General features: G+C 50.4%; 20 protein-coding genes. 12 read left to right on the top strand and 8 right to left on the bottom strand.

Translation table 11 applies throughout. The annotated features are described in order from the left end of the window. Window positions 1–464: 464 nt before the first annotated feature. Entirely contained in the window at window positions 465–728 is a 264-nt protein-coding gene (locus O3661_RS08380) for a hypothetical protein (protein WP_036492715.1), read from the bottom strand. A 234-nt stretch (window positions 729–962) separates the two neighbouring features. Here O3661_RS08380 and O3661_RS08375 point away from each other — a divergent pair, with 234 nt between their 5' ends. Both O3661_RS08375 and O3661_RS08370 read left to right on the top strand, forming a co-directional pair. Further along, window positions 963–1,382 (top strand): CopD family protein, encoded by a 420-nt coding sequence (locus O3661_RS08375; protein WP_263338496.1) that lies wholly within the window; start codon window positions 963–965, stop codon window positions 1,380–1,382. 38 nt (window positions 1,383–1,420) lie between these two features. Next, window positions 1,421–1,891 carry a CYTH domain-containing protein gene (locus O3661_RS08370; RefSeq protein ID WP_004520907.1) on the top strand — a complete coding sequence of 157 codons (471 nt, stop codon included), beginning with the start codon at window positions 1,421–1,423 and terminating at the stop codon, window positions 1,889–1,891. Between the two features lie 151 nt (window positions 1,892–2,042). Here the strand turns inward: O3661_RS08370 and ubiG are convergent, their stop codons facing one another. The 4 genes from ubiG to O3661_RS08350 form a co-directional block, all read right to left on the bottom strand. Then, window positions 2,043–2,771, bottom strand: coding sequence for a bifunctional 2-polyprenyl-6-hydroxyphenol methylase/3-demethylubiquinol 3-O-methyltransferase UbiG (gene ubiG, locus O3661_RS08365; protein WP_107724005.1), 729 nt, complete (start codon window positions 2,769–2,771; stop codon window positions 2,043–2,045). A 147-nt stretch (window positions 2,772–2,918) separates the two neighbouring features. Then, window positions 2,919–3,452, bottom strand: coding sequence for a cytochrome c5 family protein (locus O3661_RS08360; protein ID WP_371493044.1), 534 nt, complete (start codon window positions 3,450–3,452; stop codon window positions 2,919–2,921). Window positions 3,453–3,916: 464 nt separating this feature from the next. Continuing rightward, window positions 3,917–4,189: a GIY-YIG nuclease family protein gene (locus tag O3661_RS08355; protein ID WP_308887078.1), complete on the bottom strand. Its 273-nt coding sequence runs from the start codon at window positions 4,187–4,189 to the stop codon at window positions 3,917–3,919. Continuing rightward, on the bottom strand, window positions 4,186–5,076 hold the full coding sequence (locus O3661_RS08350) for a LysR family transcriptional regulator (protein WP_371493043.1): 891 nt from the start codon (window positions 5,074–5,076) through the stop codon (window positions 4,186–4,188). The genes O3661_RS08355 and O3661_RS08350 overlap by 4 nt, the downstream gene beginning before the upstream one ends. 189 nt (window positions 5,077–5,265) lie before the next feature. Here O3661_RS08350 and O3661_RS08345 point away from each other — a divergent pair, with 189 nt between their 5' ends. The 6 genes from O3661_RS08345 (at window position 5,266) to O3661_RS08320 (ending at window position 13,162) form a co-directional block, all read left to right on the top strand. After that, on the top strand, window positions 5,266–5,826 hold the full coding sequence (locus O3661_RS08345) for a hypothetical protein (protein WP_371493041.1): 561 nt from the start codon (window positions 5,266–5,268) through the stop codon (window positions 5,824–5,826). 567 nt (window positions 5,827–6,393) lie between these two features. Then, window positions 6,394–7,050 (top strand): NAD(P)-dependent oxidoreductase, encoded by a 657-nt coding sequence (locus tag O3661_RS08340; protein WP_128582097.1) that lies wholly within the window; start codon window positions 6,394–6,396, stop codon window positions 7,048–7,050. A 432-nt stretch (window positions 7,051–7,482) separates the two neighbouring features. Next, window positions 7,483–8,022 (top strand): DUF924 family protein, encoded by a 540-nt coding sequence (locus O3661_RS08335; protein ID WP_004520918.1) that lies wholly within the window; start codon window positions 7,483–7,485, stop codon window positions 8,020–8,022. A 112-nt stretch (window positions 8,023–8,134) separates the two neighbouring features. Next, window positions 8,135–9,499 carry a tRNA uridine-5-carboxymethylaminomethyl(34) synthesis GTPase MnmE gene (gene mnmE, locus O3661_RS08330; RefSeq protein ID WP_371493040.1) on the top strand — a complete coding sequence of 455 codons (1,365 nt, stop codon included), beginning with the start codon at window positions 8,135–8,137 and terminating at the stop codon, window positions 9,497–9,499. Window positions 9,500–10,526: 1,027 nt separating this feature from the next. Beyond that, window positions 10,527–12,329 (top strand): DNA recombination protein RmuC, encoded by a 1,803-nt coding sequence (gene rmuC / locus O3661_RS08325; protein ID WP_371493039.1) that lies wholly within the window; start codon window positions 10,527–10,529, stop codon window positions 12,327–12,329. A gap of 38 nt (window positions 12,330–12,367) precedes the next feature. Then, entirely contained in the window at window positions 12,368–13,162 is a 795-nt protein-coding gene (locus O3661_RS08320) for a glycosyltransferase family 8 protein (protein ID WP_371493037.1), read from the top strand. 192 nt (window positions 13,163–13,354) lie between these two features. Here the strand turns inward: O3661_RS08320 and dapD are convergent, their stop codons facing one another. The 3 genes from dapD to fur all read right to left on the bottom strand — a co-directional run bounded on the left by dapD (window position 13,355) and on the right by fur (window position 15,760). Next, window positions 13,355–14,176 carry a 2,3,4,5-tetrahydropyridine-2,6-dicarboxylate N-succinyltransferase gene (gene dapD, locus O3661_RS08315; protein ID WP_371493036.1) on the bottom strand — a complete coding sequence of 274 codons (822 nt, stop codon included), beginning with the start codon at window positions 14,174–14,176 and terminating at the stop codon, window positions 13,355–13,357. 262 nt (window positions 14,177–14,438) lie between these two features. Continuing rightward, a complete protein-coding gene (aat, locus tag O3661_RS08310; protein ID WP_371493035.1) occupies window positions 14,439–15,185 on the bottom strand; it encodes a leucyl/phenylalanyl-tRNA--protein transferase in 747 nt (248 codons plus the stop codon). Window positions 15,186–15,262: 77 nt separating this feature from the next. Further along, window positions 15,263–15,760, bottom strand: a complete 498-nt coding sequence (gene fur, locus O3661_RS08305) for a ferric iron uptake transcriptional regulator (RefSeq protein ID WP_003682812.1) — start codon at window positions 15,758–15,760, stop codon at window positions 15,263–15,265. A gap of 151 nt (window positions 15,761–15,911) precedes the next feature. Here fur and O3661_RS08300 point away from each other — a divergent pair, with 151 nt between their 5' ends. The 4 genes from O3661_RS08300 to gyrB all read left to right on the top strand — a co-directional run bounded on the left by O3661_RS08300 (window position 15,912) and on the right by gyrB (window position 20,688). Continuing rightward, window positions 15,912–16,307, top strand: coding sequence for an outer membrane protein assembly factor BamE (locus O3661_RS08300; RefSeq protein WP_049333683.1), 396 nt, complete (start codon window positions 15,912–15,914; stop codon window positions 16,305–16,307). A 9-nt stretch (window positions 16,308–16,316) separates the two neighbouring features. After that, complete coding sequence (dapB, locus tag O3661_RS08295) at window positions 16,317–17,126, top strand: 4-hydroxy-tetrahydrodipicolinate reductase (protein WP_070587563.1); 810 nt, start codon at window positions 16,317–16,319, stop codon at window positions 17,124–17,126. A gap of 89 nt (window positions 17,127–17,215) precedes the next feature. Next, window positions 17,216–18,103: a 50S ribosomal protein L11 methyltransferase gene (gene prmA / locus O3661_RS08290; protein WP_371493034.1), complete on the top strand. Its 888-nt coding sequence runs from the start codon at window positions 17,216–17,218 to the stop codon at window positions 18,101–18,103. A 194-nt stretch (window positions 18,104–18,297) separates the two neighbouring features. Continuing rightward, window positions 18,298–20,688 carry a DNA topoisomerase (ATP-hydrolyzing) subunit B gene (gene gyrB, locus O3661_RS08285; RefSeq protein WP_371493032.1) on the top strand — a complete coding sequence of 797 codons (2,391 nt, stop codon included), beginning with the start codon at window positions 18,298–18,300 and terminating at the stop codon, window positions 20,686–20,688. Window positions 20,689–20,722 lie beyond the last annotated feature (34 nt).

Here is a 20,722-nt window from a genome sequence, read left to right as displayed (position 1 = left end):
CGTCGGCGGTTCGCGCAGCGCAGCCGAATCCTTCAAAGCCTTCCGCGGCCGCGAACCAAGCCTGGATGCTCTGCTCCGCCACAGCGGTTTTGACAACGTAGCTTGATTTGAAAACCCGCCGTTTTAATTACTGATTCAACGCTAAAGGCCGTCTGAAATGTTTCAGACGGCCTTTTTATAATCAATTCAATATTTTCAGCAAAACAAATATAAAAACCATTCAGCCGATAAAACTACCCGGCGCGGAACGCCGCAACGGTTGCCAAGCTCAATATTTTCCCAATGCGGACAAGCCGCCCATAAAAATAGGGCATGTTCCCATGCCCTATCATTTAAATTTCAGACGGCCTTTCGGTTATCAAAACTTATTAGGAACAATGAGCAAGCACTGTCCCTAACAAGACATCGAGAAAAACAGAAGTCCGCATTTCAAACTCCTATCTTCCTCCTACCCATCGCTAAAATTAGTTTTTGCCCTTTTTATCGCCTGCTGCCAAACGCATATTGATAAATTCCATCATCAAATCTTTTTTCGTCCAGAAAAAGGTTTTCATTTTTTCCAAAGAATAGATTTTCCGAATCATCGCCGGCAATCCTGCATGAACGATGGCCGCGACTTCGCCATTGGTTGTTTCGTTGTCCATGGCGGCTTTGAGGTTTAGATTGCGCGTATTCAGGTAGTTGCTAAGCTCTTTTCTGACGCTGTTGCTGATTTCGAATTGTTTCATGTTTTCCGTCCATAATGTTTTTATAATTAAATAGCATAGAATTCTAACAAGTTTTTTGCATTGTGCATATCCCAACTTGCATATTATTGCAGAATTTACAATTTGGCTTTTGGGTAAAATCATGCCTGCAACACATTGTTGCGGCGCACCCTGTCGGATTGTTTTGACTATTTTGTTTCGGCTTGGGCCGCATTGCGGATAAAATAACGGTTTTAGGTTTTGAGGCCGTCTGAAATGTATTTGTGGTTTAAGCTGTTACACATATTTTTTGTAATTTCTTGGTTTGCGGGACTGTTTTATCTGCCGCGGATTTATGTGAATCTGGCGCAATTAGAACCCGGCAGCGTGGAATATGTACGGCTGACGGATATGTCGCGGCGGCTGTACCGCTTTATGTCGCCTTTGGGCTGGGGAACGCTGATATTCGGTGCGGCCATCGGGTTTGTAAACAATTGGTGGGGCAACGGCTGGCTGGCGGTTAAATTATTGTGCGGCCTGCTGCTCTTGGCCTACCAGCTTTATTGCGGCATGCTGCTGCGCCGTTTCCAGAACGGCAGCAATGTGTATTCGCACCGCTGGTATCGGGTATTCAACGAACTCCCCGTATTGATGATGGTGGCCGCGCTTTATATGGTGGTTTTCAAGCCGTTTTGATCTTCAGACGGCCTGTTTGGTAAATAAGGAAAGAATTCATGACGGTCGAAATCGAACGCCGCTTTTTGCTGGCGGATGACAGTTGGCGCGAAGCGGCAGGCGAGCCGCTGGTGTTGCAACAGGGCTATTTGAGCGTGGAAAAAGAGCGCACCATCCGTGTGCGGATTATCGGTTCGCAAGCATGGCTGACCCTGAAAGGCTATATTTCCGACATGACGCGCAGCGAGTTTGAATACGAAATCCCGCTGGCTCACGCGCAAGCGATGATGGCGGATATGTGTCCGTTTAAAATGGAAAAATACCGCTATCGGGTTGAATTTGAAGGCTTTGTGTATGAAATCGACGAATATTTCGGCGACAACGCGCCATTGATTGTGGCGGAAATCGAATTGCCGTCTGAAGATACCGAGTTCCCCAAACCGTCTTGGCTGGGCAAGGAAATCACGGCAGACGGTAAATTCACCAATGCGTATTTGAGCAAACATCCGTATTCGTCTTGGACGGAATAACGAGTACAACCCACATACAAAAAAGGCATGTATCGCACATGCCTTTTTTCCTTTCAGACGGCCTGATTTACCTTACCGATATTTGAATTAAGCTGCTTTTGACATAGTGTTTTAAATATCGGACAAGCCCGTGTGTTTTATCCGTGTAACCTTACGCCGGACGGCAGGCAACCATATAGTTAACCTCGGTCGAGTCGCACAGGGAATAACGGCCGCTCAACAAATTGTAGGTCATGCCCTTGCTGCCGACGGTATCCAATCCGGCTTGGCGGCACATACGCGCGAGTTCTGCCGGCGTGATAAATTTTTTCCAGTCGTGCGTGCCTTTGGGGACGAATTTCAACAGATATTCTGCGCCGACAATCAGATGCAGATAAGATTTGGGATTGCGGTTGATGGTGGAGAAAAACACCATGCCGTCGGGTTTGACCAGTTTCGCACAGGCTTGAACGATGGCAGACGGATCAGGAACGTGTTCCATCATTTCCATACACGTTACCACGTCAAAGCTGTGCGGCTGCTCGGCGGCTAGGTCTTCGACGCGGATGCAGCGGTAATCGATATTGGCAACGTGTTGAGCGGCCGCATGGGCAGCGGCGGTTTGCAGGGATTTTTCCGCCATATCGATGCCGGTCACGTGTTCTGCGCCGCGTTTGGCCATGCTTTCCGACAAAATACCGCCGCCGCAGCCTACATCCAGCACGCGTTTGCCTGCCAATCCGGCATAGCCGTCGATATAGTCGAGGCGTAAGGGGTTGATGTCATGCAGGGGCTTGAATTCGCCGTTTTTATCCCACCATTTATCGGCGATTTGGCTGAACTTGGCGATTTCGCCGGCATCTACGTTGTCGTGTTGATTGTTCATGGTTTGCTCCTGCATAAAATCATTCGTCTGATTTTAGCCGATTGTGCTTCAAAATAAAATGTTTCAGACGGCCTTTGCCTGTTTATCGGCCCTATTTTAACTTTCATCCGTCTGCCCATAAAAAACGCACCTTGTGGCAAGGTGCGTTTCAATCTGCATGATTTAGAATTTAGCGCCGGATTCGTTGGCCATGTAGTCAACTGCGGCTTTCACTTCGTCGTCGCTTAAGCTGCCGTTGCCGCCTTTGGCAGGCATGGAATTAAAGCCTTCGAGGGCGTGTTTGTGCAAGGTGTCTTTGCCTTGTTTAATGCGAGGCGCCCAGTCTTCTTTTTTGCCTACGGCCGGAGCGCCGGGAATCAAGCCGCTGTGGCATGCTTTACAGTTCGCTTCAAAAACAGCTTTGCCGTCCACTTTGGCGGATTCGGCAGGCTTGGCTTCAGCGGCAGGCGCTTCGGCTTTCTCTTCGGGCTTGGCGGCCTCTTCAGGTTTGGCGGCTTCCTCTGCTTTGCTGGCAGCGGCTTCAACCTTATCAGCTGCTTCTTGAGCGGCGGATGCAGTCGCATCGGCAGCAGAAGCAACTTCGTTTTTAACTTCAGATGCAACGGCTTGAGCAGTCTCTTGTGTCTCCTGTTTAGCCTCTTGGGAACAAGCTGTCAAACCAGCCATCATCATTACGGCAATCAGTAATTTGTTCATGTTCGGTCTTTCCTTAGTTTTAGTTTAAATCGCTGTTTTATATAAACAGCTTAAAAATTCTAGCATAGAAACTAATACTTTCGACCTACACTATAATAAATATTGGTATAAATCAGATTTTGTCTCAAAAACTGAAAAACATATTGACACCACCTCTCTACTCGGATAGAAATTTACCCCATTTGTCATGAAGCGCGATAACTTTCATTTTATTGTTCAAGCAGTTACTCATTTTATTTTCAAAGTTTCTTTTAGAATTCAACTTTTTACCGACTTCTCCATGAGTAGCGTCAACCTGAAAGCCATCCCCATCCCAAACAGGCCGTCTGAATCCCAATCAGGTTTCAGACGGCCTTTTTGAATCATATTAATAAACATTTGCCGTTTGGCCATGCAAAAGACACTGGCAGGCCTACTTGTTTATAGAGTTTTTCATATTCCAACTACGATTTAATCCAATGCTATTAACCTTTTGCCAATGTTTCAGCTTCAGCCCACAATCCCCGCTTCTGCTCTGCCGTCAATTTCTTAATGCCGATTTCCCGTTTCAGCGCTTCACTCTTGTTCAGGCCGTCTGAAACGATGCGCATCTCGACAGGCTTGTTCAAACGCGTGTATTTTGCGCCTTTTCCTGACAAGTGCACCGCAAATCGCTCTTGCGGACGGTTGCTGATGCCGCAATAAAACGCGCCGTTTTCACACAAAATCAGATAAACGCTCCAATTTTCCGCGTTCATAAATCCCCTTCCTTAACAAAACTCTCGGTAAAAATGCGCATGGCAGCCTCGGTTTTGGCAGACTGCACACGATAAGGCGTTACCAAATAAAGGCTGACCGGCGGCAATGTCCATTCAGGCAAAACCGCTTTCAGACGACCTTGTGCAATTTTCTCCCTTACTTCGCCGCCCACTTGCAAAGACAAACCAAATCCACTTTCGGTCAGGCTGCACACGGCGGCAAGATGCGTACAGGCAATGCTGTCGGCGACGTCAAGGAAATAGCTTTCTTCACCATTTTGCAAGGTCGTGCGGACAGGTAAAAAATGCAGCCAGCGGTGTGCATGAAGCTGAGAGGGATGGGTAATGGGCGGATACCGGTCGAGATAATCGGGTGCGGCGCAAATGATGTACGGCCAAGTCACGAGATGGCGCGCAACCAAGTTGGGATCGTCCAAAGCGCGGTCGCCGCCGCGTATGGCGATGTCTGTCTGATTGTGTTGCAGGTCGTCCAAAGTATCGCTGAAATTAAGGACAGGACGGATTTTTGGGAACTCGGTTTGCAATCTTGCAAACGCCGTCTGAAAAGCGCGGGAACCGATGACGCAGGAAGTCAGGGAAATGCGCAATTCGCCGACGGGTTCGGTTTTGAGGTTGTCGATAACGGTACGCGTATCGGCAAGCGTGGCGGCGAGACGGCGGCAGTATTCGCCCAAGGCGCGGCCGACATCGGTAGGCGCAAGACTGCGCGTGCTGCGGTTTAACAGCTTGATGCCGTGCAGGGTTTCGAGGCGGTTGATGTGCTGGCTGACGGCAGACGGCGTCATGCCCAACGCGGCAGCAGCGGCGTTCATGCTGCCGTGTTCGAGGACGGTAGCGAAAACAAGCAGGGGTTTGATGTCTTGCATGATGTTTACTTTACTGAAATTGGTGTTTTCAGACGGCCTGTTAGGAATACTGCGGATTATATAGCGCGGATGAAAAATCGGCGCGGAACTGATTGGGCGATTGAATAATATTTATTTATAGCCATTTGCATATTTACCCTTTTTAAGGTATACCGCCTATTGATATTTATATTTTAAAAGGATGATTAAATGGCTGATTTCGACACATCTAACCCTTATAGACCCAAAGGACTACTGCAGCGTCTGATGCGATTTTTAGGTCTTGGTTATTCTGCCGAAGATGAATATGTATATGAACGTTTGGCAGCTTTAGATTTGAATACAACGGTTTATGCCGACTTATTCTTCAATAAAACAGATGAATTTTTGATTTTGACTTCAGATTTCGGTCCTGAAATGGGAACATTTAAGGTTAATGCAGGCATAGGTGGAGGTAAAAAACAATTCCAAGGCAAAAGCTGCCCAATTTTGGGCTATATCCATGTTGGAAGCGGTACGTTCATGGATCAACCCATATACAATCTGACCTGGGCAGAAGATGATGCAAACAACCCCTTTAAAAACTGCTTATTTCAGACACTCAAACCACTGACTATATACCGTACCCATAGCAAGTTAGGCATGGATTGGGAGCCATTTGGAAGTGATTGGTTAAGCAATATACTTTTAGTTGAAATACTTGAAACTGACGCACATAATCAAAAATTGGAAAACTTACGCCGAGAATATCTGAAGCAACATTCAGATTAGACACATTTATGGGCACTTTCGAGGCATCTTCAAAATGGGCAGGGCTGCCTGTGAAATTATCTTTGAACGCAGACGGCAAAAAAACCGGCAAGCAGGGCGCTCAAACGCTTAACGGAAGCATTTGCACAACAGGCGCAACTCTACTCCCCCTTAAACGCATACCTGCTCGAACATATCCGTAAACACAACGGCATCCGCACCAAAAACGAATTTTTTGCCAATCCGCATCCAACAGCGGAAAGCTTCCTTCAAGATTTAAAGTCGAAAGCATTGGATTTTGTCGATCAAAATCTCTATATCGTGTTTCACAATGATGACGATGCATTGGTACCCGACGATGAATACTATTTTTATGTTTCATTTGATACAAAGGGTAACATCACCGGCATCACTTCCTGAAACTAACAACAGGCCGTCTGAAACTTAACCTCCATTTCAGATGGCCTTTTTCTATCTATTGTTTAGTTTAACTTCACAATAATAACAGCAAAACAGGGATTATCAAGCGTTTCAGACGGCCTTACAATGCACTCATCTAATCAATCACATCCCCACAAGGAGTCAAACATGAAAATCGCAGTCATCGGCGCAACAGGTTATGTCGGCAACGCAGTCGTGCAAGAATTGGCAGGCCGCGGTCATGAAGTAACCGCTTTCGCCCGCAATACGGATAAAGTTTTCCAAGCGCAAAATGTTGCCGCCGTCTCAGCAGATGTCAACGCGGCAGACTTCGCCGACAAGCTGGCAGGCTTTGACGCCGTAGTCAGCGCGTTCAACCCGGGCTGGACCAATCCCAACATCGGCGCGGATTTCACACGCGGCGCAAACAGCATCGTCGAAGCGGCAAAAGCAGCGCAAGTGCCTTATTTATTGGTCGTCGGCGGCGCGGGCAGCCTGTATGTGGCACCCGGTTTGCAAGTTATCGATACGCCCGACTTCCCGAAAGAAATTTTCGACGGCGCCAATGCCGCACGCCATCTCTTGGCAGAACTCCTGCCGCGCCGCGACGTGAACTGGTCTTTCGTTTCCCCTCCGGCACGACTGGGCGCAGACGGCGGTTTCAGCGAAGACCAAACCGGCAAATACCGCTTGGGCAAAGACGATTTGCTGATGGACGGTGAAATTCCGGCAGGCATCAGCGTGGCCGATTTGGCAGTCGCCATCGCCGACGATGTGGAAAACAAAGCGCATTTGTTTGAACGTTTTACCGTCGCCGCTGTTTAATCATCTTAATTTAAAGGCCGTCTGAAACTAAAAGTTTCAGACGGCCTTTGCATGCGCTCATCTCATCAATCGAATCTCAACAAGAAGTCACACATGAAAATCGCAGTGATTGGTGCAACAGCTTATGTCGGCAACGCAAGCAAAGTTTTCCAAGTGCAAAATATTGTCGTCGTCTCCACATACGAATAAAATCTGTCGGCAATTTATATCAAAATTACAAAAATATTTTGAACAAAGTGAAGGAACTGTACCAGAGTAGTAAGGAGCCCATCCTGAAAAGATGTAGATCATAAATTGCATATTGTGAGCAACAATCCGCTCCGCTACCGATCTTTTCTCACGCAAGCGCTGATGGTTAAGATGATCTGAAAGCATCTCTCTAATTTTTCAGACGGCCTCAATTTTCCCTGTACTCTATTTCAAGGAGTTTTCATGACACCTCAAACTGTCTTAGATTTCTGGTTTACCGAAGAAAACCACCCTTTCCAATTTGCCCGCAACAATGGATTCGATGCCCAAATTCGCGCTCAATTTTTCGATATCTGGCAGCAGGCAGCTCGCGGCGAACTTTCACACTGGCGCGATACCCTGCAAGGCAGGCTCGCCGAAATCATTATTCTTGACCAATTCTCGCGCAATCTGTTCCGCGACAGCCCTCAAGCGTTTGCCCAAGATACTGCTGCACTCATTCTTGCCCAAGAAGCCGTTCGCCAACCCGGCTTCGCCGACCTCCTTCCGCATGAACGCCATTTCATGCTAATGCCGTTGATGCACAGCGAAAGCCAAGTTATCCATGAACAAGCCGTACCGCTGTTTGAACGCTATACCAATGAAAACGCATTGGCCTTTGAAATCAAACACAAAGTCATCATCGACCACTTCGGACGCTATCCGCACCGTAACGCCGTATTGGGGCGTAAAACCACGGAAGAAGAAGCAGAATTTCTGAAGCAGGAAGGTTCATCATTTTAATTCCATCAAAGTCAAAGGCCGTCTGAAACCGAAATCAAGGTTTTCAGACGGCCTGCATCATCGTGAAATCACTATATAATACCGTCTATTAAATTCCAGATACGAGCCAACCATGTCCGCAACCCAACCCACCATCGCCGCCATCGCCACCGCACCCGGACGCGGCGGCGTCGGTGTGATCCGTCTTTCCGGCAAAAACCTGCTGCCTTTGGCGCAAACCCTCAGCGGCGGCAAAACGCCCAAGCCGCGCACCGCGCTTTACACCGACTTTCTCGGCGGCGACGGACAGCCGATAGACAACGGCATCCTGCTCTACTTCGCCGCGCCAGCCAGCTTTACCGGTGAAGATGTGATTGAGTTGCAGGGACACGGTGGCCCCGTCGTGATGGACATGTTGCTCTCGCGCTGCCTCGAACTGGGTGCGCGCATGGCGGAGCCGGGCGAATTTACCAAACGCGCCTTCCTCAACAACAAACTCGACCTAGCCCAAGCCGAAAGCGTCGCCGACCTCATCGACGCCTCCAGCAAGTCCGCCGCACGCATGGCGTTGCGTTCGCTCAAAGGCGCGTTTTCCCAACATATACACGAGCTGGTGGACGACCTTATTACCCTGCGGATGCTGGTTGAAGCCACGCTGGACTTCCCCGAAGAAGACATCGACTTTCTCGAAGCCGCCGACGCGCGCGGCAAGCTCCAAGCCCTGCAAGGCCGTCTGAAAACCGTCATCGCCAGCGCGGAACAAGGCGCGATTTTGCGCGAAGGCATGAACGTCGTCCTCGTCGGCGCGCCCAACGTCGGCAAATCCAGCCTGCTCAACGCCTTGGCGGGCGACGACATCGCCATCGTAACCGACATCGCCGGCACCACCCGCGACACCGTGCGCGAACAAATCACCCTCGACGGCGTGCCCGTCCACATCATCGACACCGCCGGCCTGCGCGAAACCGACGACGTGGTCGAACAAATCGGCATCGAGCGCAGCCGCAAAGCCGTCTCCGAAGCCGATGTCGCCCTGATTCTGATTGACCCGCGCGAAGGCATGAACACCAAAACCCAAGCCATTTTGAACAGCCTTCCCGAAGGTTTGAAAAAAATCGAAATCCACAACAAAGCCGATCTGACCGGCGAACCCGTCGCCGTCCGTTCAGACGGCCTCGCTCAAACCGGCGCGGACACCGTCATCAGCCTATCCGCCAAAACCGGCGCGGGTCTCGATTTGCTCAAACAGGCACTGTTGCAGGAAGTCGGCTGGCAGGGCGAAAGCGAAAGCCTGTTCCTCGCCCGCAACCGCCACCTCAACTCCCTGCATGAAGCCGAAGCCGAGCTGGAAAACGCCGCCCTCTGCAACAACAACCAAATCGAGCTTTTCGCCGAACACCTGCGCCTCGCCCAAAACGCGTGCAGCGAAATCACCGGCGAATTTACCGCCGACGATTTGCTGGGCGTGATTTTCTCGCGCTTCTGCATCGGCAAATAAAACGGTTTGCCATCAAATACAAAGACCGTCTGAATATTCAGACGGCCTTTTTTATCACCAAAACAAGCTTAATTTCACTTGCGTTTATTTATTGGCAGCTTCTGCCATATTTTTTGCGATTTTGGTCGCACCAACTGTCAAACCGGACATGCCGATCAAAGAAGCTGCGGCCAATTTGATTAATGTTTTCATTTTAACTCTTTTCTGTGTATTTAAGGGTGTGTTGTGTATTTTTTATTTATCGGCATCAGCCATATTGTGGGCGATATTGGTTGCACCGACGGTCAGGCCGGACATACCGATTAAAGAGGCTGCTGCCAGTTTGATTAAAGTTTTCATTGTTTATCTCACTTTCTTGTCTGTCGGCCGAAAAACGGCCTAAGTTGCGTTTTCTAAGGTATTGTAATTGATTCGTTTATAATTGAATTATTTGTGTATAGCCGTTTTGATATTACGGGAGATGCCGATGGCAGAAGCCGATATTCCGGACATACCGATTAAAGAAGCGGCAGCAAGCGTTATTAAATGTCCCATTTTAAGTAGTCCTTTTTCATAGATACAAAATGTTATTTAACAACATACACATTCTTTCGCCAGCATCTACGCTGGCGACAGGACGAATCATACCGTGTTAATCGTTAATTAATGCAACTTTTCCGTAAAGATAAAATACTAAAAATATACATAATGAAGATTTTAGTTAATTTATATTTTGTTTTGAAAATGACACCGATGTCTTTCTCAATGACACCGATGTCTTAATTACATACACACTACAAACGTATCTTGCTGTGCCCATAAAATCCCTCCTTTTTTGTTGCAAAATTGCACTCTAAATTAAATATATTTTTAAATTCAAAATGTTATAAATTTATCCTTTCCGCAGCCCAAATCTTAAATTAGTCAAAACCAATACCTTTGATAGATTCTTTTAAAGAAAACACACGTTTCTAGTACATATCCGACCATAAAATGCGTTGCAAATATATGATATAGTGAAACATTCTGCGTATTGACTATTTCCAGCATGAACACCACCCTAATCCTGACCGGCGCGGCCGCATTTTTTATCGGCGCGCTGTTTGCTTGGCTGATAACACGCTACCAAGCACAAAGCCGACACTTTATTGTTTTGCAAGAATTGGCCGAAAGCCGCCGCCTGCATGAGTTTGCCGAACAGGTTCAGGCTCAAACTGCGGCGGATTTGGCGCAAAGCCGCCATACCGTGCAGGAATTGCAAGACGAATTGCAGGAAACGGGCAACCGCTTTGCCGCAGCCGAAAAACAGATTGCCTATCTGCAAGATTGCGAGGCCGAAGCCGAAGCTTTAAAACACGAATGTACAAAATGGCAGCAAAGTGCGCAAAACCTGCAAATCAACAACGAACGCCTAAACACGCAGCTGGTTCAAGAACAAGCATTGAGTGCAGATAAAAATACGCTTTTGCAACAACAGGAAGCGGAAAAAGGCCGTCTGAAACAAGACTACGACACGCTGTTAGAGCAAAACCATGCGCTGCAAGTCCAAAACGAACGCCTCTCCACACAATTGACGCAAGAAAAAGCCAATATCGACGAAAAAAACAGTCTTTTACAGCAACAGGAAGCCGAAAAAGGCCGTCTGAAACAAGAATACGCCGCCCTTTTAGAGCAAAACCACGCGCTTCAAGTCCAAAACGAGCGCCTCAACACCCAATCGGAAAAAGACCGTCAGGCTGCCGAAGAAAAATTAGCTCTATTGGCAGATGCGCGTAAAAACCTAAGCGACCAGTTCCAAAACCTCGCCAACACTATTCTGGAAGAGAAAAGCCGCCGCTTTACCGAACAAAACCACGACCATCTCCAGCAACTACTCAATCCGCTCAACGAACGCATACATGGCTTCAGCGAACTGGTTCAGCAAACCTATGAAAAAGAAGCCAAAGAACGCCTGACCATCGAAAACGAGCTCAAACGCCTGCAAACCCTCAACACCCAGCTCCACCACGATGCTAAAGCGCTGACCACTGCGCTGACCGGCACGCAAAACAAAACCCAAGGCAACTGGGGCGAGATGATTTTGGAAAGCGTATTGGAAAATTCCGGCCTGCAAAAAGGCCGCGAATACATCGTTCAAGCCTCCAGCGTCCGCCACGAAGCAGACGGCACCCAACGCCGCCTCCAGCCCGACGTTCTCATCAATCTGCCCGACAACAAACAAATCGTCATCGACTCCAAAGTATCGCTGACCGCCTACGTCCGCTATACGCAAAGCACCGGCGCAGAAGCAGAGCGCGAGCTTGCCAACCACGTCGCCAGTATCCGCGCCCACATCAAAAGCTTGGCTGCAAAGGATTACACCGACCTTGAGGGCGTCAAAACGCTGGACTTCGTCTTTATGTTCGTCCCTGTCGAACCGGCCTACCTCCTCGCCCTGCAACACGATCCAAACCTCTTCCAAGAGTGTTTCGACAAACGCATCATGCTGACCGGCCCCAGCACCCTGCTCGCCACCCTGCGCACCGTTGCCAACATCTGGCGCAACGAGCAGCAAAACCAAAACGCACTGGCCATTGCCGAGGCAGGCAGCAAACTTTATGACAAATTTGTCGGCTTTGTCGAAAGCATGGACGGCATCAATAAAGCGCTCGGTCAGGCTCAATCCCAGTTTCAGACGGCCTACAGCCGCTTGGTTTCCGGCAGGGGCAACCTCATCAGCAGCACCGAAAAACTGCGCAAATTGGGCATCAAAGCCGGCAAACAGCTGCAACGCGATTTATTAGAAAAAGCCATGTCGGAAAACGAAGATCACACCTCCTTACCGACCGCACAAGATCAAGAAAATGACTGATAAAATTTAAGGCATTGCAAATAAAGGGAATTTAACCAATGAGCAACATCACTATCGTTCTTGCCGCCGATACCGGCTATGCCGAGCAGGTTCATACCCTGATGAAATCCGTCTGCACACACAACACAAATGTCAATTTCTACCTCATGCACAATACCTTCAGGCGGGAATGGATCGACTATACCAACCAAAAGCTCGCAGCCAGCGGCAGCCGCCTGAATGATGTCAAAATCGAAGTCGACTTCAGCCAATATCGCCGCCTGTCCCATATTTCGGATGCCGCATTTTTCCGCCTGATGATGCAGCACCTTCCTGTCGACCGCGCCCTTTATCTCGACAGCGATATGGTGGTTACCCAACCCCTGCATGATTTGTTCAACCTCGATATGCGCGGTTATCCCGTTGCAGCGGTACAAGATTCCGTTTTGGCGCGCACCGAGTGGGAACACCCTATCGACCTGCACACCACGCCCTATTTCAATTCAGGTATGCTGTTGGCCGACCTGGCGCAATGGCGGGAACAGAATATTGCGGCGCAACTGCTGCAAACTGCTACCACCATTGACAAATCCGTTCCCTACGGCGACCAATGCTTTCTAAACACCGTATTTCAAAAAAACTGGCTGCAACTAGAAGAATCTTGGAACTTCCAGACCGGCGCAGTCGAATATTTCCAAAAACGAAACCTCAGCGAAGTATTCCCCAAACCCGACACCGTTCCGCCCGTTATCCACTACACCACACGCGCCAAACCGTGGCTGTGCGATTACGGCGAGATTCCTTTTATCGAAGTCTATTGGCAATACTATTGCGCCGACTGGCCGAAAGCGTAATTTCAGGCAAAGAACCCCTCTCCTTCGATTATCTTAAACAACCCGTCATCAAAAACAAAAGGCCGTCTGAAATCATTTCAGACGGCCTTTAAGCCATAAAAAACAGGCAGAACATTCTGCCTGTTTTGTATTCACACCCGACCGTAAAGCAGGCTTTGCCACCCACCCTCAGTCGGCGTCATCTTTATCCGATTAGATACCGCGCAACAATTCGTTCACGCTGGTTTTCGCACGGGTTTGCGCATCCACGCGTTTAACGATAACCGCGCAGTAGAGGCTGTGGCTGCCGTCTTTGGAAGGCATGCTGCCGGATACGACAACCGAACCAGCCGGTACGCGGCCTTGATAGATTTCGCCGGTAGTACGGTCAAAGATTTTAGTAGATTGACCGATGAACACGCCCATGGAAATCACGCTACCTTCTTCGACAATCACGCCCTCAACGATTTCAGAACGCGCACCGATAAAGCAGTTGTCTTCAATAATGGTCGGGCTGGCTTGCAGAGGCTCAAGTACGCCGCCGATGCCGACGCCGCCGCTCAAGTGCACGTTTTTACCGATTTGCGCGCAAGAGCCGACAGTCGCCCAAGTATCGACCATCGCACCTTCGTCAACGTATGCGCCGATGTTGACATAAGAAGGCATCAACACGACATTTTTCGCCACAAAGCTGCCGCGGCGGGCAACCGCACCCGGAACTGCGCGGAAACCTGCGCTACGGAATTCGTCTTCAGACCAATCGGCAAATTTAGTCGGCACTTTGTCGAAGTATTTGTTCACACCGTCGTTGAGGATTTCATTGTCCTGAATGCGGAAAGACAGCAATACGGCTTTTTTCGCCCATTCGTTGACTTTCCATTCGCCCACACCCAAACGCTCGGCAACGCGCAGTTTGCCGGAGTCGAGTTGGCTGATGGTTTCCAAAACCGCTTCACGCACTTCGGGGGTAACGGTATTCGGATTGATTTCGGCACGGTTTTCAAAAGCCGTTTCAATGATGTTTTGCAAAGACATGTTGATTCCTTCAAGAGATCAGGGCCGTCTGAAACCTATTCAGGCCACCCTATTACAAATATTTAACTCGTTATTTTGCCATGTAAAAGCGATTTCGTCAGCTATTAACATGATTATCGCCGAACGTTACACGGCCGGATTTTGGTTAAGCCAAGGTTTTCAGACGGCCTGTTCAAGTGAATTGAATAGCATTTATTTTCTAACTAATTTTCCAGCTAAGCTATGCAAGCTGCCCATTCTGCCGACACGCCGTGCCAATAAATCAATCTTTGCCGCCAATTTTTTGAAGAAGATTTTCAGCCACCACGCCGCATTCGATATTCCGCTTTAACGGTTTCGCATTCAAATCCTTTAAGGCCGTCTGAAAGTCGGCAAAATCCATCAACTGCGAACCGAAACGGCGCATATGTTCGGTATCCTGCTGACAGTCTATCAGCGCAACGCCCAAATCCGATAAAAACGGGACGGCGCAGGCAAACGCAATCTTTGACGCATCGGGACGCAAGGCAAACATCGATTCGCCATAAAACACGCAGCCGATTTGCACACCGTAAAACCCGCCTGCCAACTGCATTTCGCCTTGTTCGTCCGGCAGCCAGCATTCAAACGAATGCGCATGCCCCTGATGGTGCAGCTTCAAATAGGCCGTCCGAAACGCAGGTTCTATCCACGTTCCGTCCTGTTCCGGACGCGGCACATTGGCGCAATGGGCAATCACTTTTTCAAAACAGCGGTTGACCGTTACCCGATACGGCTTGTGGCGCAAAGTTTTGGCGAGTGATCGGCCGATACGCAGGTTTTCCGGCACAATCACGGCTCGCGGCGCAACCGCATACCAGAAAAACCAACCGTCGCGGCTAAACCACGGAAAAATCCCCTGCCCATACGCCGACAACAGCCGCCCCGTATCTAAATCGCCGCTGACGCCGACCAAGCCGTCGCATTCTGCCAAAGCGTAAGACGGGTCGGGGAAACGATAATCCCGTGGCACAAGAAAAGGAATCTTCATCGTAAAGCCCATAAAGTTTCAGACGGCCTCAGGCTGAAAATGCCCAAGGCCGTCTGAAAAATCAACATACAAACTGATTAACGTTTGGTTTTGGTTTGGCATTCGCCGCATACGCCGTACATATACAGCGCGTGATCGACGATGCGGTAGCCGTTTTCTTCGGCGATTTTGTCTTGCAGCGCTTCGATTTCCGGATTGTGGAATTCGGTTACTTCGCCGCATTTCACGCAGACGATGTGGTCGTGGTGATCGCCTTTGTCCAATTCGTAAACCGCTTTGCCGGTTTCAAAATGGTGGCGTTGCAAAATGCCGGCCTGTTCAAACTGGGTCAGCACACGGTAAATCGTCGCCACGCCGATTTCCACGCCCTCTTCCAACAGGATACGGTACACATCTTCCGCACTCAAATGCTCCTCGGCATGAGTCTCAAACAAGTCCAAAATTTTCAAACGTGGACCCGTAACTTTCAAACCGCTGTCTTTCAATTGCGCAATGTTGCTGAATTTTTCCATAATATTCAATATCCCTGTAAGGTAATAACCGTTATAATACGCACTTTCCGCCCGTTTGCCCACTATTGGACCGTTAAAGGGCGGCAATCTGCCGCCGGTCTTGCAATTGAAAATCGGCGAAAAGAAAAATTAAGAAGATGATTATCGTTTGCTTTTTAAAAATATTCAAGCGATGATAAACATCTTTCCCGAAATGACACAGAAAGGTAAGCCCGTGAATAAAGCCTTATGCCTTGCCATCGCCGCTATTTTAGGTCTGGCCTCATGCAGTGCCGAGCGCGTATCCAACTTTCCATCCTACAAACTTAAAATCATTCAAGGTAACGAGCTCAATCCCCGCGCCGTGGTTTCCCTGCGCCAAGGTATGACCCGCGACCAAGTCCAACTGCTGCTCGGTACGCCGCTCCTGCGCGACGCCTTCCATGCCGACCGCTGGGATTACACTTTCAACACCAGCCGCAACGGCATCATCAAAGAACAAAGCAACCTGACCCTGTACTTTGAAAACGACGTCCTTGCACGCGCCGAAGGCGATGCCATTCAAAAATCCATCGAAGCGGTTCAAGCCGGACAAAACATCGTTCCGACCACTGAAACCAAACCGCAATAAGGAAGCCCCATGAGCGCATTGAAAATCGCCATTGCCGGCGTCAACGGTCGCATGGGCCGCGTTTTGGTTGAAGCGGTCAACAACCATCCCGATGCCGTCCTCTCCGGCGCACTCGAGCATTCCGGTTCGGAAGTATTGGGTTTGGATGCAGGCTTCGCCTCCGGCCTCAAAACCGGCGTTACTATTTCAGACGACGTGGATGCCGTACTGGCTCAAAGCGATGTCCTCATCGACTTTACCCGCCCCGAGCCAACCCTGAAACACCTGCAAAAATGCGTGGAAAAAGGCGTCAACATCATCATCGGCACCACCGGTTTCGACGACGCAGGCAAAGCCGCCATCCAAGCCGCAGGTGAAAAAATAGGCGTTGTCTTCGCCGCCAACTTCAGCGTCGGCGTCAACCTGACCTTCCACATCCTCGACACCGTCGCCCGCGTGTTAAACGAAGGCTACGACATCGAAATCATCGAAGGCCACCACCGCCACAAAGTCGATGCCCCAAGCGGTACCGCGTTGCGTATGGGTGAAGTCATTGCCGACGCACTCGGCCGCGACCTCAAAGAATGCGCCGTTTACGGTCGCGAAGGCCACACCGGTCCGCGTGATCCGTCCACCATCGGTTTTGCCACCGTCCGTGCAGGCGACATCGTCGGCGACCACACCGCCCTCTTTGCCACCGACGGCGAGCGCGTGGAAATCACCCACAAAGCCAGCAGCCGCATGACCTTTGCCGCCGGTGCCGTACGCGCCGCAGTTTGGGCAAACGGCAAAAAAGGCCTGTACGATATGCAAGACGTACTGGGTTTGAAAAACCGATAAACCTGCATCATCAGGTTTCATACCTTACAAGGCCGTCTGAAAGCACAACGTCGATTTTCAGACGGCCTTATTAAAAAGAAAGCCCCACCATGTCCTATCAACAAATCACCATCAACGTCAACGATGCCGTCGCCGAACGCCTTGCCGACGCGCTGATGGAACACGGCGCATTGTCCGCCGCCATTGAAGATGCCTACGCCGGTACAGAAAACGAGCAGGCCATTTTCGGCGAGCCGGGCATGCCAGCCGAGCAAATCTGGCAACAAAGCAAAGTCATCGCCCTTTTCGGCGAAAGCGACGATGCCGCTTCCATTATCGAAGCCGCCGCGCAGGAATGCGGTTTGAACGATTTGAAATACACCGGCGAAATCCTTGAAGATCAAGACTGGGTACGCCTAACCCAAGCGCAATTCGACCCGATTCAAATTTCCGACCGCCTGTGGATTACGCCGTCTTGGCACGAAGCGCCCAACGGCAACGCCGTCAACCTGCAACTCGACCCTGGCCTTGCCTTCGGCACAGGCAGCCATCCAACCACCCGCCTCTGCCTCAAATGGCTCGACACGCAGCTTAAAGGCGGCGAAAGCGTGTTGGACTACGGCTGCGGCTCAGGCATTTTGGCCATTGCCGCCCTCAAACTCGGCGCAGGCTCCGCCATCGGTGTAGATATTGATGAACAAGCCATCCGCGCCAGCAAAGACAATGCCGCGCAAAACAACGTCGACGCGCAGTTCTACCTGCCGGACGGCCTGCCGCAAGGTCAATTTGATGTCGTTGTCGCCAACATTCTGGCCAACCCGTTGCGTATGCTCGGCGAAATGCTTGCCGCACGCACCAAACAAGGTGGCCGCATTGTCTTGTCCGGCCTTTTGGACGAACAAGTCGAAGAACTCAGCGACATTTACAACCAATGGTTTGACATCGAGCCTGCCGAAATCGAAGAAGGCTGGGCGCGATTGAGCGGCGTCAAACGCTAAACCTGTTTTCCAATACAAAGGCCGTCTGAAATTTAAGCTTTCAGACGGCCTTTTTGCACTTAAAACGCTGAATATTCCAGCAAAATCAGGTATAATTTCCTATTATTTTGACCTTTCGGAACACATCCGCCGCGCCCGTTTGACATTTCATTGCGCGCACAGAAAAATTCCTTGAAATTCAGCAAGAAAAGACCATGACTGACCAAAAACACGAAGAATACGGCGCCGACAGCATACAAGTGCTGGAAGGCTTGGAAGCGGTACGCAAACGCCCCGGTATGTATATCGGCGACACGCAGGACGGCAGCGGCCTGCACCACATGGTGTTCGAGGTGCTCGACAACGCCATTGACGAAGCGCTCGCCGGACATTGCGACAAAATCACCGTAACCATCCATGCCGACAATTCCGTCAGCGTGGCCGACAACGGTCGCGGTATGCCGACCGGCATCCATCCGAAAGAAGGCCGCTCCGCTGCCGAAGTCATCATGACCGTCTTGCACGCAGGCGGCAAATTCGACAACAACAGCTACAAAATCTCCGGCGGCTTGCACGGCGTGGGCGTATCCGTCGTCAACGCGCTATCCGACTGGGTAACGCTGACCATCTACCGCGACGGCAAAGAACACTTCGTCCGCTTCGTACGCGGCGAAACCGAAGAGCCGTTGAAGATTGTCGGCGACTCCGACAAAAAAGGTACGACCGTACGCTTCCTCGCCAGCAGCGAAACCTTCGGTAATGTCGAATACAGCTTCGACGTCCTTGCCAAACGTATCCGTGAGCTTTCCTTCCTGAACAACGGCGTGGACATCGAATTGATTGACGAGCGCGACGGCAAACACGAAAGCTTCGCCCTTTCCGGCGGCGTGGCTGGCTTCGTGCAATACATGAACCGCAAAAAAACGCCGTTGCACGAAAAAATCTTCTACGCGTTCGGCGAAAAAGACGGCATGAGCGTGGAATGCGCGATGCAATGGAACGACAGCTACCAAGAAAGCGTGCAATGTTTCACCAACAACATTCCGCAACGCGACGGCGGCACCCATCTGACCGCGCTGCGCCAAGTGATGACCCGCACCATCAACAACTATATCGAAGCCAACGAAGTGGCTAAAAAAGCCAAAGTGGAAACCGCCGGCGACGATATGCGTGAAGGTCTGACCTGCGTTTTGTCCGTCAAACTGCCCGACCCGAAATTCTCATCGCAAACCAAAGACAAACTGGTTTCCAGCGAAATCGGCCCCGTCGTCAACGAAGTCATCAACCAAGCCTTGACCGACTTCCTCGAAGAAAACCCGACCGAAGCCAAAATCATCACCAGTAAAATCGTCGATGCCGCGCGCGCGCGCGAAGCCGCCCGCAAAGCACGCGAAATTACCCGCCGCAAAGGCGTGATGGACGGTTTGGGTCTGCCGGGCAAACTTGCCGACTGCCAAGAAAAAGACCCTGCCCTGTCCGAACTCTACCTCGTCGAGGGCGACTCTGCAGGCGGTTCCGCCATGCAAGGCCGCGACCGCAAATTCCAAGCGATTTTGCCGCTCAAAGGTAAGATTTTGAACGTCGAAAAAGCACGTTTTGAAAAAATGCTGGCCAGCCAAGAAGTCGCCACGCTGATTACCGCTCTAGGCGCAGGCATCGGCAAAGAAGAATTCAATGCCGAAAAACTGCGCTACCACCGCATTATCATCATGACCGATGCCGACGTGGACGGCGCGCACATCCGCACCCTGCTCCTGACCTTCTTCTACCGCCAAATGCCCGAGCTGGTCGAACGCGGCTACATCTACATCGCCCAGCCGCCTTTGTACAAAGCCAAATACGGCAAACAAGAGCGCTATCTCAAAGACGAATTGGAAAAAGACCAATGGCTGCTCGGTTTGGCCTTGGAAAAAGCCAAAATCGTTTCAGACGGCCGCACCATCGAGGGCGAAGAGCTTGCCAATACCGCCAAACAATTCCTATTGGCCAAAACCGTCATCGAGCAAGAAAGCCGCATCATTGACGAACTCGTCCTGCATGCCATGCTGCACGCTTCGCCGGTCGACCTCAGTACAGCAGAAAGCGCAGACCGCGCCGTTGCCGAATTGAGCGGTCTCTTGGACGAAAAAGAAGTCGCGCTCGAACGTATCGAAGGCCACGAAGGACACCAGTTCATCAAAATCACACGCAAGCTGCACGGCAATGTGATGGTGAGCTACCTCGAGCCTAAGTTCCTCAACAGCAAAGCCTACCAAACCCTTACCCAAACCGCCGCAGCACTCAAAGGCATGGTCGGCAAAGGGGCGAAGCTCTACAAAGGCGACAACGAGTACGACATCGACAGCTTTGAAGGCGCTTTGGACATCTTGATGAGCGTTGCCCAAAAAGGCATGTCCATCCAACGATACAAAGGCTTGGGCGAGATGAACCCAGAACAACTTTGGGAAACCACAATGGATCCTACCGTCCGCCGTCTCCTGAAAGTCCGCATCGAAGACGCCATCGCCGCCGACGAAGTGTTTGTCACCCTGATGGGCGACGAAGTCGAACCGCGCCGCGCCTTCATCGAAAACAACGCCCTGCTGGCACAAAACATCGACGCCTAAGCATGGAAAGATAAAAGGCCGTCTGAAAAACGAT

Source organism: Neisseria sp. 20925_1_37, from assembly GCF_041433255.1.
GTDB classification, from domain to species: Bacteria; Pseudomonadota; Gammaproteobacteria; order Burkholderiales; family Neisseriaceae; genus Neisseria; species Neisseria flavescens_D.
The sequence above is the reverse complement of the archived record's forward strand: the minus strand, read 5'-3'. Positions and strand labels throughout refer to the sequence as shown.